Origin of the sequence: Lichenicoccus sp., from assembly GCF_965277665.1 — a bacterium.
GTDB lineage: Bacteria > Pseudomonadota > Alphaproteobacteria > Acetobacterales > Acetobacteraceae > Lichenicoccus.
On the sequence record NZ_OZ255835.1, the window covers coordinates 2,039,058 to 2,056,189 of the forward strand.

Annotated in this window: 15 protein-coding genes; 3 read left to right on the top strand and 12 right to left on the bottom strand. The window is 69.9% G+C overall.

All coding sequences use genetic code 11. From position 1 onward, the window contains the following. Positions 1-17: 17 nt before the first annotated feature. A complete protein-coding gene (locus ACQY4O_RS09340) occupies positions 18-578 on the bottom strand; it encodes a Smr/MutS family protein (protein WP_428376009.1) in 561 nt (186 codons plus the stop codon). Between the two features lie 153 nt (positions 579-731). On the opposite strand from ACQY4O_RS09340, the gene ACQY4O_RS09345 reads away from it, so the two are divergent. Continuing rightward, positions 732-2,111, top strand: coding sequence for a hypothetical protein (locus ACQY4O_RS09345; protein ID WP_428376011.1), 1,380 nt, complete (start codon positions 732-734; stop codon positions 2,109-2,111). A gap of 53 nt (positions 2,112-2,164) precedes the next feature. After that, complete coding sequence (locus tag ACQY4O_RS09350) at positions 2,165-2,623, top strand: DUF3597 domain-containing protein (RefSeq protein WP_428376012.1); 459 nt, start codon at positions 2,165-2,167, stop codon at positions 2,621-2,623. A 7-nt stretch (positions 2,624-2,630) separates the two neighbouring features. Here the strand turns inward: ACQY4O_RS09350 and ACQY4O_RS09355 are convergent, their stop codons facing one another. The 6 genes from ACQY4O_RS09355 to ACQY4O_RS09380 form a co-directional block, all read right to left on the bottom strand. Further along, a complete protein-coding gene (locus tag ACQY4O_RS09355) occupies positions 2,631-5,708 on the bottom strand; it encodes an efflux RND transporter permease subunit (protein ID WP_428376014.1) in 3,078 nt (1,025 codons plus the stop codon). A 33-nt stretch (positions 5,709-5,741) separates the two neighbouring features. Beyond that, positions 5,742-6,893: an efflux RND transporter periplasmic adaptor subunit gene (locus ACQY4O_RS09360; protein ID WP_428376016.1), complete on the bottom strand. Its 1,152-nt coding sequence runs from the start codon at positions 6,891-6,893 to the stop codon at positions 5,742-5,744. 46 nt (positions 6,894-6,939) lie between these two features. Next, entirely contained in the window at positions 6,940-8,463 is a 1,524-nt protein-coding gene (locus ACQY4O_RS09365; RefSeq protein WP_428376017.1) for an efflux transporter outer membrane subunit, read from the bottom strand. A gap of 194 nt (positions 8,464-8,657) precedes the next feature. After that, positions 8,658-9,497, bottom strand: a complete 840-nt coding sequence (locus tag ACQY4O_RS09370; RefSeq protein WP_428378156.1) for a DNA-methyltransferase — start codon at positions 9,495-9,497, stop codon at positions 8,658-8,660. A gap of 293 nt (positions 9,498-9,790) precedes the next feature. After that, positions 9,791-11,008: a murein transglycosylase A gene (mltA, locus tag ACQY4O_RS09375; protein WP_428376018.1), complete on the bottom strand. Its 1,218-nt coding sequence runs from the start codon at positions 11,006-11,008 to the stop codon at positions 9,791-9,793. 27 nt (positions 11,009-11,035) lie between these two features. Further along, positions 11,036-11,737 carry a Tim44/TimA family putative adaptor protein gene (locus ACQY4O_RS09380; RefSeq protein WP_428376020.1) on the bottom strand — a complete coding sequence of 234 codons (702 nt, stop codon included), beginning with the start codon at positions 11,735-11,737 and terminating at the stop codon, positions 11,036-11,038. A gap of 304 nt (positions 11,738-12,041) precedes the next feature. On the opposite strand from ACQY4O_RS09380, the gene secB reads away from it, so the two are divergent. Then, entirely contained in the window at positions 12,042-12,557 is a 516-nt protein-coding gene (gene secB, locus ACQY4O_RS09385) for a protein-export chaperone SecB (protein ID WP_428376022.1), read from the top strand. Positions 12,558-12,731: 174 nt separating this feature from the next. Here secB and ACQY4O_RS09390 read toward each other — a convergent pair whose 3' ends face one another. The 5 genes from ACQY4O_RS09390 to ACQY4O_RS09410 all read right to left on the bottom strand — a co-directional run bounded on the left by ACQY4O_RS09390 (position 12,732) and on the right by ACQY4O_RS09410 (position 17,046). After that, positions 12,732-13,946 (bottom strand): hypothetical protein, encoded by a 1,215-nt coding sequence (locus ACQY4O_RS09390; protein WP_428376024.1) that lies wholly within the window; start codon positions 13,944-13,946, stop codon positions 12,732-12,734. 1 nt (position 13,947) lies between these two features. Then, entirely contained in the window at positions 13,948-15,270 is a 1,323-nt protein-coding gene (locus ACQY4O_RS09395; protein ID WP_428376026.1) for a hypothetical protein, read from the bottom strand. Positions 15,271-15,289: 19 nt separating this feature from the next. Then, the gene (locus tag ACQY4O_RS09400; protein WP_428376027.1) at positions 15,290-16,000 is read right to left on the bottom strand and encodes an OmpA family protein; all 711 of its coding nucleotides are present in this window, start codon (positions 15,998-16,000) and stop codon (positions 15,290-15,292) included. 150 nt (positions 16,001-16,150) lie between these two features. After that, positions 16,151-16,786 carry a DUF1345 domain-containing protein gene (locus ACQY4O_RS09405; RefSeq protein ID WP_428376029.1) on the bottom strand — a complete coding sequence of 212 codons (636 nt, stop codon included), beginning with the start codon at positions 16,784-16,786 and terminating at the stop codon, positions 16,151-16,153. A gap of 14 nt (positions 16,787-16,800) precedes the next feature. After that, the gene (locus tag ACQY4O_RS09410; protein ID WP_428376031.1) at positions 16,801-17,046 is read right to left on the bottom strand and encodes a hypothetical protein; all 246 of its coding nucleotides are present in this window, start codon (positions 17,044-17,046) and stop codon (positions 16,801-16,803) included. Positions 17,047-17,132: the final 86 nt, after the last annotated feature.

The window sequence follows — 17,132 nt, forward strand, 5'->3', positions numbered from 1 at the left end:
CGAGGCGTCTCTCAATCTCAAGCCGGGCAGCCCTTGCTCACCCGCCGCCGGAGCAACACGCGCACCGAGCCGGGGTTGCCCGGATGCGGATGCACCGCGGCCAGCACCAGGTGGCGCAGATCCTGCCGGCTGAGCCAGAACGGCAGCTCGCGCCGCAGGATCCCGCCCTCCTGGCCGGAGCCGACGCCGGTGATGATCTCGACGCAGCGCAGCCGGTCTGCCTGGGCCCGCAGCAGGAAGCCGTGCAGGGCGATAAAGGCCGCCTGCGCGGTGCGGCCATGCAGGTCGAGCGTCCGCTCGGCGCGCAGCCGGCCGTTGGACAGGTGACGCCAGCTGGTATCGTCGAGGCCAGGCTGGCGTCGGCCAACCTCGACCATCTGCGTGATTGCCACCGTGCGCGGGCGCGGCTTGCGGGCGTTGGCTGCCGGTGCTGCAACCGGCGCGGGTGCAGGCTCCGGCGTCGGCGGGGGCGCCTCGGGCGCCGGCTTTGGTGGCGGCGCACGGCCCTTGAGCGGCCTGATCTCCTGGGTCACTGCATCCCAGAGCTGGCGCTCGCTCTCCTTGAGGCTCCGCGCCATGAAAAATGCCGTCTCCTGTTCGCCCGGTATCCGCCGTCGTATGCTCTCACGCGGGCCCGCCTGCGCAAAGCCGGGCCGGGGTGGACCATCGTCGGCGCGCGCCCTACAGACGGTCGCGTGCGTCAGCCTGTTCCTGCCCAGCCTGCTCTCGCCTTGCTTGCAATCCTGGCGGTGCTGTCGCTGCTCTGGCCACGCGCGGCGGTGACGGCGCTGTCGAGCTATGACCAGCGCTTCTATCTCGGCATCGCCTACGACCTGCGCCGGCACGGCACCTTCACCGACGGCTTCTCCTATGCCGGCGGCGGCCCGGAGACGATCCGGCCGCCCGGCATGCGCTTCAGCCCGCTCTACCCAGCGCTGCTCGCCGCCACCGCAACCCTCGATCCCGGCCTGCGCGCCGGGATTGCCTGCGTCGAGGCCACCGCCGGCCGCAATCCCGCCTGTCCAAGCCGGGCACCGGTGATACGCAGCCTGCAGTTCGCCATGCTGGCGGGCTTCTACTGGATGCTCTGGATCGCGATCGCGCACGCCGCCGGCTCGCGCCGCGCCGGGTGGATCGGGCTTGCCATCGGCCTGCTCGCGGCGCCGCTGCTGCTGCTCTCGGTCAACACGCTGATGACCGAGACGCTGAGCCTGGTGCTGTCGGCGGCCGCCTGCACGCTGGCCGCCGAGGCCGTGCAGCGTCCTCGCGCGACCCGCTGGCGCTGGTGGGCCGCCAGCGGCTGCATGCTGGGTCTCGCCATCCTCAGCCGGCCTGCCTTCCTCTACCTGTTCTATGCCTCGGTGGTCTGCGCGTCGGTGGTCTGCGGGATCGTCCCGTTGCTCCGGCTTGCACGGGTCCGGCACCGGCTTGCCGGGAGTCTCGCCGGGTTCGTCGCCGGCACCGCGCTGCCGGTGCTGCCGTGGATCGCGCGCAACGCGGTCGAGCTGCATCGCGCGGCGCTCAGTTTCGGCTATGCGTCGCACACGCTGGTGCAGCGCATCGCCTTCGACGCCATGACCCCGCGCGAGTACGGGCTGAGCTTCGTCTGCTGGCTGCCGGACGGCTCCGGCCTCGGCCGCCTGATCGCCGGACGCCAGGCCTGCGACCGCTTCGGCTGGGACGAGCATCCCGACAGCTTCTATTCGATCGGCAACGGCCCGCTGATGCAGCGCACACTCGACGCCGCCGGCGGCTGGCCGCACCACATGGCCTACCTCGTGCACCACTACCTGCTGGCCGAGCCGCTCCGCCACCTGCTGGTATCGATCCCGCTGGCGTTGCGCGGGATGTATGTCGATCACTGGTGGGGCGTGCTGCTGGCGCCGGTCAGCCTCTGGGCGACCACGCGGGCTTGGCGTCGGCGCGACTGGCCCGTGCTGCTGCTGAGTCTGCCTGCCTGGTTCCTGCTGGCATTCAATGCCGTCGTCGCGGTCAACCAGCCGCGCTACAACCTGCTGCTGGTGCTGCCGTTCTCGCTGGCCGGTGCGCTGCTGTGCGAACGCCTGCTGGCGACCCGCTCCGAGGCAACCTTGCCGCCATCCGTCTCGTAACGACAGGGCGGCCGGCGAAACCGGCTGCCACCAACACGGGAGAGGCCGCGACCATGAGCATTTTCGGCTCGATCATGTCCAAGATCTTCAGCCATCCGGCCGCGGCGCCGGCGCCATCCGCGCCGTCCGCCTCGTCCGACAGCGCCCCCGCTGCCGCTCCCGTGCCAAGCGCGGTCGCGCCGGCCGCGGTCCCGGATGGCGTTCCCGCCGCTCCCACGACCGCCTCGCCGGTCGCCGCGACCGCGCCGGCGCCCCCGGTCGACGTCGCCGCCGTGCTGACCGGGATGGCGTCGAAGAACCCCGAGGCGCTGCACTGGCAGACCTCGATCGTGGACCTGTTGAAGCTGCTCGATCTCGACAGCAGCCTCAAGTCGCGCACCGATCTGGCGCACGAGCTGAGCTATGCCGGCGACACCAGCGACTCCGCCTCGATGAACATCTGGCTGCACAAGGCGGTCATGACCAAGCTCGGCGAGAATGGCGGCAGGGTCCCGGACGACCTCAAGGCCTGAGCCTCTCTCAGCTCAGTTCGAGGGCATGCTCACGCGCCGGTCGCCCTGGAGCGTGCTGGCGCGAGCCGTGCCGGCCGGCGATCAGCATGTACACCGCCGGCAGCACGAACAAGGTGAACAGCGTGCCGATCGACAGACCCGACGCGATCACCAGCCCCATGACGTAGCGTGACGCCGCCCCCGCGCCGGTCGCGAACACCAGCGGCAGCACGCCCAGCACCATTGCCGCCGTGGTCATCAGGATCGGACGCAGACGCAGCAGGCAGGCACGCTCGATCGCCTCGCGCTTGGACAGGCCCAGGGCCTGCTGCTCGTTGGCGACCTCGACGATCAGGATGCCGTGCTTGCTGATCAGCCCCATCAGCGTCACCAGCCCGACCTCGGTGAACAGGTTGAGGCTGGCGCCGCCGACGCCGAGCCAGACGAACAGCAGGGCGCCGGCGATCGACATCGGCACCGAGACCAGGATGATCAGCGGGTCGCGGAAGCTTTCGAACAAGGCCGCCAGGGCCAGGTAGGTGACCACGATGGCGAGCGCGAAGGTGGTGGCAAAGCCGCCGCTCTCCTGCACGAACTGCCGCAGCGGCCCGACGGTGTCGATGCCGTAGCCACTCGGCAGCGTCTCGCGCGAGAGCTTCTGCAGGTAGGCATAGGCCTCAGCCTGCGTCACGCCGGGCATCGGCACTGCACTCACCGTGGTCGCGTCGAGCTGCTGGAAGTGGGCGATGGATTCCGGCGCCACCGAGGTCCGGATGCTGGCGACCGAGGAGAGCGGCACCGAGATACCGTTCACCACGGCGATCGGATAGTCCAGGATCTGCGACGGGTTCAGCCGGAATTTCCGCCCGACCAGCGGCTCGACCTTGTAGGAGCGCTGGCCGCTGGAGAAGAAGCCGGCATAGTTGTCGCCGAGCAGGGCGTTCAGCGTGTTGCCGACATCGCTCATGCTGATCCCCAGCGTCGACAGCTTGTCGCGGTCGATCACGATCGTCGCCTGAGGCTGGTCGATCTTGAGGTCCTTCTCGGCATAGGCGAACAGCCCACTGGAGCGCACTCGCGCCAGGAAGGCGTCGGAGACCGTGTTGAGAGCTTCAACATCACCGGTGCCCTCGATCACGACACCGACTGGCAGGCCCTGGGAACCCGGCAGGTAAGGGGGCACAAAGACCGCCATCTCCGAGCCCGCCACGTGTGCCAGCGCCTGCTGAACCTCTGCCGCTACGGTCGCCGTGCTGCGGTGGCGCTGCGCCCAGGGCTTCAGCACCAGACCGTCATCGTAGGCGGGTGGCTGCATCGTGTGCCAGAACCCGCGGCCTTCCGCCGGGCCGGCCAGGATGTCGGTGATCTGCTTGTTGTAGAGCTCCATCTGGTCAAGCGTCGCGTTCGCGCCGACCTGCCCGCTGATACGCATGATCCCCTGGTCCTCGGGCGGCGACAGCTCGGCCTTCGAGCCGGTGTACAGGAACCAGATACTGACCAGCACGGCGCACCCGAAGGCCAGCACCAACGGGCGCAGGTTCAGCGAGACCCGCAGCATGGCCATGTAGACGCCCTGTATGCGCGCCAGGCCCGCCTCCGCCATCGCCTGCATCCTGTCGCCGGCGCCGGTGCCCCGCGGTCTGAGAAGCCGCGAGCACATCATCGGTGACAGCGTCAGCGCCAGCAGTGCCGAGACGGTGACCGAGCCCGCCAGCGTGAAGGCGAACTCGGTGAACAACGCCCCGGTCAGGCCACCCTGCAGGCCGACCGGGACGTAGGCGGCGATCAGCACCGCCGTCATCGCCACGATCGGCAGGGCCAGCTCGCGCGACGCCAGCACCGCCGCGGCCAGTGGCTTCATGCCGCCGGCGATATGGCGGTTCACGTTCTCGACCACGATGATCGCATCGTCCACCACCAGCCCGGTGGCCAGCACCAGCGCCAGCAGGGTGAGCAGGTTGATGGAGAACCCCATCAGCGCCATCATCGCAAAGGTGCCGATCAGCGACAGCGGGATCGTCACCACAGGGATCAGCACCGAGCGCGGCGAGCCGAGGAACGCGAACACCACCAGCGAGACGATCAGCAGGGCTTCGGCCAGCGTCACCACCACCTCGTGCACCGAGCTGCGGATGTATTCGCCGGAATCGTGCAGGATCTCGAGCTTGATCGCCGGTGGCATCTGCGCCTGGATCTCGGCAATACGCGCGCGCACCGCGGTGGCCAGGGAAAGGGCATTGGCCGATGGCGTGGGCCTGATCCCGATATAGATGCCCTGGTGGCCGTTGGCGATCACCTCGAAATTATCCGGATCGGAGCCGAACGCGACGCGCGCCACGTCGCCCAGCCGGATGATGCGATTGCCTTTCTGGCGCACCACGAGGTTGCGGAACTGATCGACGCTGTGCAGCCCGGAATTGATGTCGAGGACAACCTGGGTCATGCCGCCGAGGGTCTGGCCGGCGCCGGACACGAAGTTGTTGGCTATCAGTGCATTCTGTACATCGAGACCGGTGAGGCCGTAGGAAGCGAGCTTCTGCGGGTCGAGCCAGGCCCGCATGACGATGCTCGGCCCCCCCTCGACATCGACCTGTTGCACGCCGGCGACCGACTGCAGCCTTGGCGCCACCAGGCGGTGTACGTAGTCCGCGACCTGCGCCGGGTTGAGGACGTCGCTGCTGACGCCGAGATCCAGCACTTCGTTTCCACCCGAGTAGAGCGTGATCGAGGACGCCTGCACCCCCTGCGGCAACTGCGACGTCACCGAGCTGACATAGGACTGCACCTCGGCAAGTGCGCGCGTCGGGTCGTAGTTCAGCAGCAGGTGGATGGTGATGTCGCTCAGGCTGGTGGTGCTCGACGACGTCATGTAATCGATGCCCTGGGTCTGCGCGATCGCGCTCTCCAGCGGCGTGGTGATGAAGCCCGCGATGGTCGCCGGGTCGGCACCATAGTCCGAGGTCTGGATCTCGATCGTGCCGGAGACCGTATGCGGGAACTGCATCACCGGCAGCGCCTGCACGGCACGCAGGCCGAATACCAGCACCAGCGCCGAGATCACGCAGGCCAGCACCGGCCGGCGGATGAACAGTTCCGTCAGATGCATCGGCTCAGCTCCCGGTTTTCCGCGGCACGGCGGTCACTCATCCACCGGCTGCGGCTGGGCCTGATCGCCCGGCTGCACGAGGTTGTTGACCACCGCGAAAATCCCGTCTCGCAGCTTGACCTGGCCGGCGGTCACCACGATCTCGCCCGGCTGCAAGCCGCCCAGGATCGCGACCTGGTCGCCGCGGGTGGCGCCGGTCTGCACCACCCGCGTCTGCACGGTGAACCGGCCGGCGAAGCGGTCGCGCCCGTCCGCCTGATGCGCGACCGGCCGCAGCACGTACACGAAGTCGCCATACGGATTGTAGCTGATCGCCGCCTGCGGCAGCGTCAGCAGCGTGCGCGGCGCGCCGGTCTCGATCCCGACCACCGCGAACATCCCCGGCAGCAGCGCATGGTCGTGGTTGTCGAGCTGCGCGCGGACCATCACCATGCGGCTGGCGCTGTCCACCCGGCTGTTGATCGAGCCGATCCGCGCCTGGAACACCCGCCCCGGCCAGGCATCGACATGCACGTCCGCCAGCTGCCCCGGCTGCAATTGCGACAGCGCCTGCTGCTGGATGTTGAAATCGACATAGATCGGGTCGAGCGCCTGCAGGGTCACGATCGGGGTTCCCGCGGTGAGATATTGTCCGACATCGACCAGACGCACGCCGATTCGCCCGGCGAATGGTGCCCGCACGATCTTCTCGACCATGACCGCCCGGAACCCCGTCACCTGCGCCTGGTCGGACCGCAGCGTGCTCTCGTCCGCATCCAGGGTCGCGCGGCTGATCGCCTGCGCGTCGAACTGGCGGCGGTCGCGGGCGAGGTTGGCGGCGGCGAGGTCGGCCGCCGCCTGGAGCTGCGCGAGGTGCGCCTCGTCGTCATTGGCGCGCAGCCGCAGCAGCACGCTGCCGGCGCCGACATCCTGGCCCGAATTGAACGAGATGCTGTCCACGATGCCGCTGACCTCGGCGGACATGTCGGCGCCCTGCACCGCGCGGACCTCGCCGGTCGCGCGCAGCTGCGTCCGCCACAACAGCGGCGTCACCACGGTCGCCGACACCGTCTGCGCGGCCTCGGCGCCGGCGCCCGCCTGGGCAGAGGTCGGCCGGCTGCTGGCCAGCCCGTGCCGCTGCCAATAGAGCGCACCTCCGGCCAGCAGCAGGATGAGCGGCAGGCAATAGAGCAGCTTCCTCAGCATGGGCGCATCGGGCCTTTCCAGAGTGCAACAACAAGTCCGGTCCGCGTCATGGCAGCGGCGAGCTCAGCAGTCCGGGCGGCGGCGGCGGCACGTCGTCGCGGTGCCACCAGCCGCCACCCAGGGCCTGGAACAACGCAATGCTGTCGGTGTAGCGCAATGCGCGCGCGCGCAGCAGGCCGAGGCTGGCATTCTGGTAGCTCTGCTGCGCCGTCAGCACCGAGAGATACGACACGCCGCCGAGCTTGTATTGCAGGCTGGCCAGCGACAGGCTGCGCGCCGAGGCCCGCTCGGCATCGACCGAGGCGCGCAGCGAGACGGCGTCGTTCTGCAGCGCCACCAACACGTCGGCCACGTTCTGGTAGGCGGTGACCACGGTGTTGCGCCAGGCGGCCGCGGCGCTGTCCAGCGCCGCGCGCTGGGCGCGCTGGGCGTGCAGCAGCTGGCCGGCATCGAAGATCGGCTGCGCCGCCTGGTTGACCAGCGACCACAGCCCGTTGGTCGGCGAGAACAGCTGGTGGAAATCGGGCGATTCCGAACCGACGCTCGCGGTCAGCGTGACCTGCGGCAACCGGTTGGCGATCGCCACCCCGAGATTGGCGCTGTTCTGCTGCAATGTCGCTTCGGCGGCGCGGATGTCCGGCCGCTGGTCGAGCAGCGCCGACGGCACGCTGACCGGCAGTGTGTCCGGCAGGGTGATGGCATCGAGATCCAGCGCCGGGACCCGCACCTCCGAGGGCGCGCGCCCGAGATAGGCGGCAAGCTGGTCGCGGGTCTGCGCCAGCTGCGTTAGCAGCGGCACCAGCACGGTCTGCGCGGTCGCGACCTGCGCCTCCTGGGTGGCGACGTCGGTGCCGGTGGCGCCGCCGAGCTCGAACTGCCGGCGCACCGTCTGCAGCTGGCGCTGCTCGAAGCCGATCAGGTCCTGCTGCACCTTGATCTGCCCGGCCAGCGAGGCGGCGGTGATGGCGCTGGTGGCGACGCCGGCGGACAGAGCGAGGTCGGTCGCCTCCAGCTCGTAGCGCTCGAACGCAACATGCGCGCCCGCCGCCTCCACCGCCCGGCGCAGGCCGCCCCACACGTCGATCGTGTAGGACAGGTTGAGCTGCGCATCGACGTCGCTGAACAGCAGCGACGGCGTGTGCTGCCCTTCGTAGGTCAGCGGCTCCTCCTGCCTGGCATGGTTGAGCAGACCCGAGATGTTGGGGAACAGCGTGCCTTCCTGCTGCAGCCGGAGTTCCTGCGCCTGGCGCAAGGTCGCCCGCGCCGCCTCGACATTCGGGTTCTGCGCCAGCGCCGCGCGCACCAGGGCGGTGATCGCGGGCGATCGGAACAGCGCCCACCACTCGCCCGGGATGTCGCGGCCGGGTGCGTAGGCCTGGCTGATGCCGCCCGGCACCGGCTCGGACCGGGTCGCCGTCGGCAGCGGCGCCTCGGTGTAGCGCGAGACCGGCGCCACCGCCGGCCGATGATAATCCGGCCCGACGGCGCAGGAGGCAAGGCAGAGCGGCGCGCAGGAGGTCAGCAGCAGCGCGCCGGACAGGTTGCGGATCAAGACCGTCCGGTTCGGCATCGGGGAGTCAGGCGGCAGGTACATTCCGGATCCGGTCGCTCACAGCCAGTCGAGGGGGATACAGCAGATACTGTGCCAATCTCAAATGGCGAGAAACAGCCGTTCAGTCCGGGGCGGTGCCGGCCCGAGGCGGCAGAATCCGCCAATAGGTGACGGATACTCCCAAGTCGGGGTGTCCTATCGCGCGTGTCTGGTCAGGCGGCCTGGGCAGCGCGAAAGCTCGACAGCAGCCGGCTCCGTGCGATCGCGACATAGGCGGCGTCGCAATCGATGCCGATGCCACGGCCGCCTTCCTCCTCGGCCGCGATCAGGCTGGTGCCGCTGCCCATGAACGGGTCGAGCACCACCGGGGCGGCCTTGCCATGCAGGCGGATGCACATGCGTGGCAGCAGCACCGGAAACGCGGCCGGATGGTTGAACTTCTGTGCCCGCGCCTGCACGGTCGAGTACGGGATGAACCAGGTATCGCCGCGGCAGCGCAGGTCCTGCTGGTGGTTGCGGCGGGCGATGTTGCTCTTGTCCTTGTAGGGCACGCCGACCGCGAGACGCTTGATCGGCACGTTGCCGCTGCGCGTCAGGTGGAAGATGTGCTCGTGGTTGCGGTGCAGGAAGCGCTCGGAGCGGACCGGCTTGAAGTGGCCGAGGCTGTCCTCGCCGACCGAGATCGACTTCACCCAGGTGATGTGGTTCTGCAGCTCGAACAGGCCGCGCAGCCGCACCATCAGCTCGAACGGCAGCCAGGGCCGCGAACTCGAGCCGGTGATGTTGAGAAAGAACGACGCGCCAGGCGCCATCGTCCGCCTGACCTCGGTGGCGCAGGCCACCATCCAGTCGAGATAGTCGCCCTCGTCGCGCTGGTCCTGATAGGTGCCGTAGTTCAACCCGAGGTTGTACGGCGGCGAGGTCACCACGACATCGACCTGGCCTTCCGGCAGGGAGCGCATCACCCGCAGGCAGTCGCCGCGATAGAGGGTGTGCCGTCCGACCCCATAGCGTAGCGTCCGTGCGGCGATCCGCTTGATGGACTGGTCCATCCGCAACGTGGCGGCCTTGGGCGTATGCGACTCGGGGCGGACCAGCAGACTCGGACTCATGCCCGGAGTATCGCCGCCAGGACGACGACGCCGCCAGTAGCCAGCGCGTCCACGCCGCCGATTTCGCACTGGCGAGGTGCTGAAAAAGCAAGGCCAGGGCGCTGCCCTGGTCCCGCTGGGGCCTCAGGCCCCAGACCCCGATTCTTGAACAAGGATTTCAAAGGCGCGCCTTTTATGGGCTTGAGCCGCGAAGCGGATCGAGGGGGCGAAGCCCTTGGCCTTCACTCGTTGCGCTAAGGATGCCTCGTTTCGGGGAGCGCCGGCGGACGCGGCAGCAGGGCGACGAGGCTGCCGCTCGCATGCATGCTGCCGGCCTCTATCGCCGCGTCCTCGCCCCAGCCAAAGAACACATCAGCGCGAGCCGGCCCGGTGATGTCGGTGCCAAGATCCTGTGCGAGCAGCAGCCGCTGCAGCTTCGTGCCCGATGGGGTCGCGCTGTCGATCCAGAGCGGCGCGCCGAGCGGCAGGAAATTGCGGTCGATCGCGGCCGAGCGCAGCGGCATGAGATCGAGGCCGAGCGCGCCTGGCGGTCCCTGGTCCGGCCGCAGATCGTCCATCACGCGGAAGAAGACGTAGTTCGCGTTCGCCTCCATGACCGCCTGCGCCTGCTCGGGGTGGGCCGCGAGCCACGCGCGGATCGTCTGCATGCTGATGCCGTCCGGCGGCAAGGCGCCGCGCTCGAGCAGCATCCGGCCGAGCGGCGTGTACGGGTCGCCGTTCCGGCCCGCATAGCCGAGCCGCACGATCTGGCCGCTCGGCAGGCGCACGCGACCGGAGCCCTGCACCTGCAGGAAGAACAGGTCCACCGGATCGGTGAGCCAGAGGATCTCGAGGCCGCGTCCGTCCAGCGCGCCATGATCGATCTGGGCCCGGGTCGAATACGGCACCACATGGCCGTCCTGCACCCGCCCGGTGACCGCGGCACCGTGCGCGTCATGCACGGTGATGAGATCCGGCGGCCGGCGATAGACCGGCACCCGATGGGTCGCGTCCCGCGTCAGCGCACCCTTGTATTCCGGCTCGAAATACCCGGTGAACAGGGCGGCCTCCTGCCCCGCATCGCCGACCGCATACGGCTGCAGCCAGGCGACGATGACCTGGCGCAGCGCCGCCGCGTCGTTGCCCGGAACGGTCTGGACGGCCTGGCAGAAGCCGGCCCAGTCACCCGCCTTGCCGCCGGCCGTGGCGGCGGGCCCGGCGCCTCCGAGTGAGGTCTCCGGCGGCAGCAGGGCAAGCCGGTGGCACTGGTCGAGCAGCACCGGCAGCATGGTCTCCAGCCGGTCCGTGTGCCATCCCGGCAGGCTGTCGTAGGCGACCGCACGCAGCGATATCTCCGGAGGACGATGCGGTTGTTCCACGCAGCCGGCGACCGCGCCGGTGAACAGGATTGCGCGCAGGACGGGCACGCAACGCCCGAGTACCCCGCGCCGCCACGCCGTGCTACCGGCCATGCAGCCGGGCCGCCAAAGCCATCCGGGTCAGGCGCTGCGTGCGTTGGCGAGGCGCCAGTTGGGTCCGGCGGCGCTCCCGGCGGCGTCGAGCAGGCGCTCGAAGGTCCACAGGTCAGCCAGTTCCGTGGTGGCGTCGGCGCCCGAGACCGGCTGGCCGTCGCGGCCGAGCACCAGGCTGATCTGGTCCGAGACGAACTTCACATCGATCGATGCCAGCCAGAGCCCGGCGCGCTCGTTCAGCGCGGCATCGACGACGTCGGCATGCAGGATGGTGCGGACCTCGGCGCGTTGCGTCTCGCCCGCCTGCTCGCGGGCGCTGATCGCGGCGTCGAAGGCATTGAACGCGCTCTCGGTCAGGTTGGCCCGCAAGGTGGTGCGGTCGCCCTCGGCGAAGGCCTGCACGATCTTGCGGAAGGCGCCCTCGGCGCCGCGGATGAAGGAGGCTACGTCGAAGCTGCGGTCGCGCTCGCGGATCCGGGCCAGCCGGAGCCCGACCGGGCCGGTCGGGTCCGGCAGCGGACGCTCCGCGGCGGCGGCGGGCTCGGCGCGGCCATCGATCACGGGAGCGGACGGCTTGCGGCCCGGCATCCCCGGCGCCGTCTGCCCGACCGGCGGCCGCTGCAGGCCGGTCTGCTTGCCCAGGATGCCGCGCAGGCGCACCACGAGGAACGCCGCGATCAGGCCCAGCAGCACGAGGTCGACCGGAAAATGGCCTGCCGTGAAATCCATGATCGTGCCCACTCTGCTCCCGTGACAGCCTGTACAAGCGGCGCCGGTGGCTTTGAGATAGGCCTTCACCCCCCGGGAGACAACACGCGAGACAATACGCGAGACAACAGTTGCGGCGTCGATCGCGGCGGCGTCCATGATCGACCCGGATTAGCCCCGCCGCCTCCCGCCAGGCGTGTATGGTCCGGCTGCTGGCCTCGCCGCACGCGGCATGCTACCCGCGCGGTCCGAAGCCGAACCCCCTCGCCGCCGAGCTTTACACCGCCGCCCTTCACATCCAAGTCCGCCTTTTCGGGAGATCCTGATGTCCGAGACCGCCAACGCCGCCGCAGCCCCACCGGCGCTGCCGCTGACGATGAACCTGCAATACACCAAGGACCTCTCCTTCGAGGTCCCGGCGGGCGCCGAGATCTTTGCGACCTTGCGTTCGAACCCGCAGATCTCGGTCAATATCGACGTGCAGGCCAACCGCCTGCAGCAGGACCAGGCGGTGTTCGAGATCGTGCTCGCGATCAAGACCGAGGCCACGGAGCCTGCCAACGATGCCGGCACCGCGCCGCGCGTGGTGTTCATCGCCGAACTCGCCTACGCCGCGGTGGTGACGCTGAACGAGGTGCCCGACACCATGATCGAGCCGCTGCTGCTAGTCGAGGTGCCGCGCCTGATCTTCCCGTACGCCCGCAACATCATCAGCGAAGTGACCCGCGACGGCGGCTTCCCGCCGGTGGTGCTGCAGCCGATCGACTTCGTCAGCCTGTGGCAGGCCAAGCGCGGGCAGAATAATGCGGCGCAAGTCAGCACCCAAACCGGCCACGCGTGAAACCCCACCTGAGACTGCACCACGCCGGCAATCCGACGCGGCTGTCTGCGCTTCCGGTGCTCACGGCCAAACAGGCCGCTCCGCTCCGGTTCTCGACAGCCGCGCCGGGCGTGCCGCTCCACGGCACTCTTGCTCGGCGTGGCACAGCCTCAGGCGGGATTTTCCCGTCCGCGTTTAGCTGCGTGGGTCCGATCGCAGCTTGAAGAGCATGCCTTGGGCCCGGACGCCGAGTTCGCCGTTGAGCGGGCCTTGGGCGGGGCCTTGCAGGGTCACGTGTTCGCTCGCGGCGTTGGTGGCGAGGCCGCTGGTGGTGGTGGCGTCCAGGCGGCAGGCGCCCCCCGGTTCGCAGCGGAAACTGCCGTCCAGGCCGGTACTGCCCAGGCGCGAGATGCCGAGCCAGCTATCGACCAGCGCGCCATCCTGGTCGGTCAGCAGCGACAGGCGGCCGTCCAGGCTCTGGTTGTCCATGACGAGCGTCACCGGGACGTCGTAGGCGGAGACCGGCAGCAGGTTGGGCACGTTGAGGTCGGCCCCCATGCCGCCGAGCGTCGCAGCCATGCCATGCAGCGCCTGGGTCCAGAAGGCGCGCGCCTGCTCGCCGAAACCTCGATCGCCGTCTATGTCCGCACCGACGCCGTAGGCGTAGAACACGCTGCGTCGCAGCCATGTCCCGAGCCTCTCGCCGAGGCCGCCGAGGCCCTGATCGGCGTGTGGGACGGCGCCGGGCGGCCGGATGACCGCGCCGAGATCGCTGTTCTCGGCCATGTCCGAATAGATGATCGCCCGCACGGTGACCCGGCTGGCGGCAAAGCGACCCTCGTCGGAGGCGAGGGCCCGGATGATGTCCTTGTGCGGCGCCGTTGCCGCGGCGATCCGCACCGCATCGGCCGGACGCTTCGCCTGCTGGTAGATCGTGGTGAGCGCCGCCCCCATGCCGCCGAGGAAGAACTTCTGCTGGTCGCCGATGCCGGAGAGCGGGTTGCGGCTGAACAGGAAGCTCTGGCCGGCGATGTCGGCCTGCTGCGCCGCGGTGTAGGCCGGCCAGCAGGCGGACCAGATCTCGCTGCTCTGCCCGTTCGCCGGCGACAGCCGCACCACGGTGACGCGCTCGCCTGGCGACAGGGTCGCGCGCAGCTTGACCGCGAGCTTGCGGGCCCAGTCGATCTGCCCCTCGACCATCATCATGTCGTCGACATAGACCACCGTCTGCCGCACGCTCGGGGTCCGGCAGAATGCCGGATCGAGGCCGTCCGGCCCGAACAAAGCCGCACGCGCCGGCATCGCCGCCGCGACCGGCAGCAGCAGCATGGCGAGAGCCAGGGCATGCCGGAGGGGCCTGGTCCAGCCGCGCCTGCTTCGGCAGGTCGGGCTGCGATCGGCGACCCGCATCTCAGGACTCCAGTTCGGACAGCAGACCGCGATCGACGGTCAACCGCGCCGGTTCGGCTGGCCGCTCTCCCGCCACCGTCAGGGCGCCGCGCGTGCCGGCCTGTGCGGTCGCCAGCGCCAGGCGGTACTGCTCGGCGCTGATGCGGACCGAGGCGGTGATGGCGTCCCTGATCGCGCGGTCGCGCGCCTCGACCTGGTCGAGCAGCGCCTTGTGCGGGATCGCGGCATCGGTCCGGCTGCGCGACGCAAGCTCGGTCTCGCGCAGTTCCTTGGCGGTGCGCGCCTCGATCTGCAGGATGCGGGCGTCGGCCCGCTTGCGCAGCCGGTGGTAGCGCCGCCAGGCGGCGCGACGCTGCCCGGTCGCATCCATGTAGTCCGGATCGATGTCGTGCGAGACATAGGCCAGGAAGATGCCGACCAGCCAGGCCGCGAGGTTGGCCAGCAGCGAGAGCAGCACGTCGATGCCGGGATCGCTCTGCACCGCGACGTCCGGGCCCAGGATGTTCGGGCCGGCCTGCTCGCGCATGACGTGCAGCGCCGCCATGTAGCGCGAGCCGCCGGCCGCTCCCAGCACCACCAGCAGGGCCAGCGTGGACAGCGCCAGGAACCGCCAGTCGGCGATCCGCTTGATGCGCTCGGCATGGTGGCCGAACCGGTGCGTCCATTGCTTGAGGATGGCGCCATGGCCGTGCGAGGCGAACGCCAGCAGGCCGGCCAGGATCAGCGTGGTGCCGGCCGCGATCGCCGGCACGCCGAAGAACAGGAAGAAGGTGGTGTAGTTGATCAGCCACTCGGTGATGCCGACGCACAGCAGCGCCAACAGATAGACCGGATGACGCGCGATCATCACCGCGCCACGGTGGCCGTTGGCGTCGCTGTAGCGGCGATACCGCGCATCCGCCTCCTCGAAGCGGGTGCGGCGCTCGCGGTAGCGATGGTTCTGTTCCATCTCGCGCTCGACCTGCGCCACGTCCTCGTCCCGCCGCCGGGTCAGGTCGTCCTGCTCGTGCTGCAGCCGCGCGGCGCCGCTTACCGCATCGTGGTGCGGGCCGAGCCGCGCATCGAAGCGCGCGCGGACCTGCTTCCACTCCGACAGCAGCGCGCGCGCCGGTTCGAGCACGGCGCCTCGCATGCCGGGCGTGAAGCCGCGCGCATCCGCCGGCACGGGCGGCACCTGCCGGCTCTCGCGCTGCGCCGCCTCGGCCAGCCGCTCCGGTGCCGCCAGCAGGGCGCGCGCCCGGGCAGGCTCGAACGCCATCGCCTCGTGGAACGCCGCCTGCAACGGATCGGGATGGCTGGGGCTGGATGGCAGGCCGAGGACCATGCTCAGTCTCCGGACGGGCTCAATAGGAAACCGCGGCGCCGAGCGGGGCACGGCTGACGGTCTCGGGGGCACGCGGCTGCACCCGCACCACTTGCAGGTGGCTCGCCCGCAGCGCCAGCGGCGACGGGTGCCGGGCGGCGAGCACCGTGTCGACGGCGCGGCGGCTCGGCCCGATCAGGAACTCGACCCGCCGGTTGCGCGCGCGCGACGCCTCCTCGCCGTCGCCGCCGGGCAACGGCTCGCGCAGTCCGACCCCGATCGCCTCGAACTCCGATTCCGGCAGGCCGCGCGCCACCAGCTCGCGGACGATCTCGCGGGCCCGCCGCCGCGACAGCGCGAGGTTGTAGGCATCGCTGCCGACGCTGTCGGTGTGGCCGACCACCGCGACATGCGGCTCGCCGCCGGTGCTTGTCGCACCCAGGCTTGGCGCACGCAGCTGCCCGGCGAGCGCCGCCAGGACCGGAGCGGCGCCGGGCCGCGGATGATCGCGATCCGTATCGAAGAACACCCTCGCATCATAGGTCAGGCTGGTGACACACATCGTGCCGCCGGTGACCGGCACGCTGAACTCGGCAACCTGCGGCTGGCCGGCGGTCATGCCGGAGACATGGGGGGCGCCGGCGCTGGGCGTAGGCGGCGCTTCCGGGCCGGGCGGGACGGCGGTCCGGGTATTGCAGCCCAGGCAGCAGGCGCACAGCAGGATTGGCAGAAGGCGCGCGGCACGGCTCATGCGTCGAATATGCGGATCGCAATGGCAGAGTCCAAGCGCGGCGACAGGTCCGTTACGGTAATAGAACGTATAGCGCTCTTGCGCAAGACCGTGCGGTCGCGGGGCCGGCCGCGCCGGCCGCCTCAGCTCGCCCCCGGCGCCGCGCGGCGCTCAGCTTGCCAAAGAGGCGGCAATGTTGACGCCGAGTGCGATGATCGCCGTGTTGAACAGGTAGGCGACCAGGGAGTGGGCCAGCACCAGCTTGCGCATCCCGGCATTCTGCGTCGTCACGTCGCTGACCTGGCTCGCGACCGCCATGCAGAACGAGAAGTACAGGAACTCCGGGTAGTCGGGCTTGTCGTTGCCGGGAAACAGCAGGCCGGTCGCGTCGCGCCAGAACTCGTGCGCGTAATGCGTCGCAAAGATCGTGTGGATGAAGAACCAGGACAGCAGCACGGTGGCGCCGGCCAGCGCCTCGGACCAGGGCGCGTGCGGCTTGCCGTGCGCCTGCGCCAGTTCGATGACGATGGCGCCGAGCGACGCGAGGGCTGCGACGATGGTGGCGAGCAGCACGCCCCAGTTGCCCTCGTCGAGCAGGTCGGCGGTGCGCGCGAGGCCCGCCGTGGTGGAGCGACGGACCACGATCACGAAGGCGACGCCGTAGGCGGCCACACCCAGGTCCCAGCCGATCAGGCAGGCGGTGATCGGCCGCAGGTGGCGCGCGGCTGCGATCGCCACCAGGACGGCGACCGCGAAGCCGACCAGCAGGGCCGGACGATAGCGCAGGTATCGCAGCCAGTGCCGCATGCCGGCTGTCGCTCCTACCAGCCGCGCCGATCGCGCGAGCGCGACCACATGAACACCAGGAGCAGGCCGCCGCCGGCGAGCAGGATCGCCTCCGGCATGGTCAGGTGGCGCATCAGCCGGAACACCACGCCATAGATCAGCGCGTGCACCAGGGCGGAGACCACCATGCCGGCGACCCAGCCGCCGCCATGGACGTGGTGATAGCCGTAGCCGCTGCCATAGGCGTGGTGGAAGACGGCCGGGAGGACGGAAGCATGCATGAACCGGCTCTTCAGTTTCGCCGCTCTCCCGCCCATAGGCCGGGCGAACGGCAGGCCACTATCTTATCGACGGGCCTGCTGTCCAC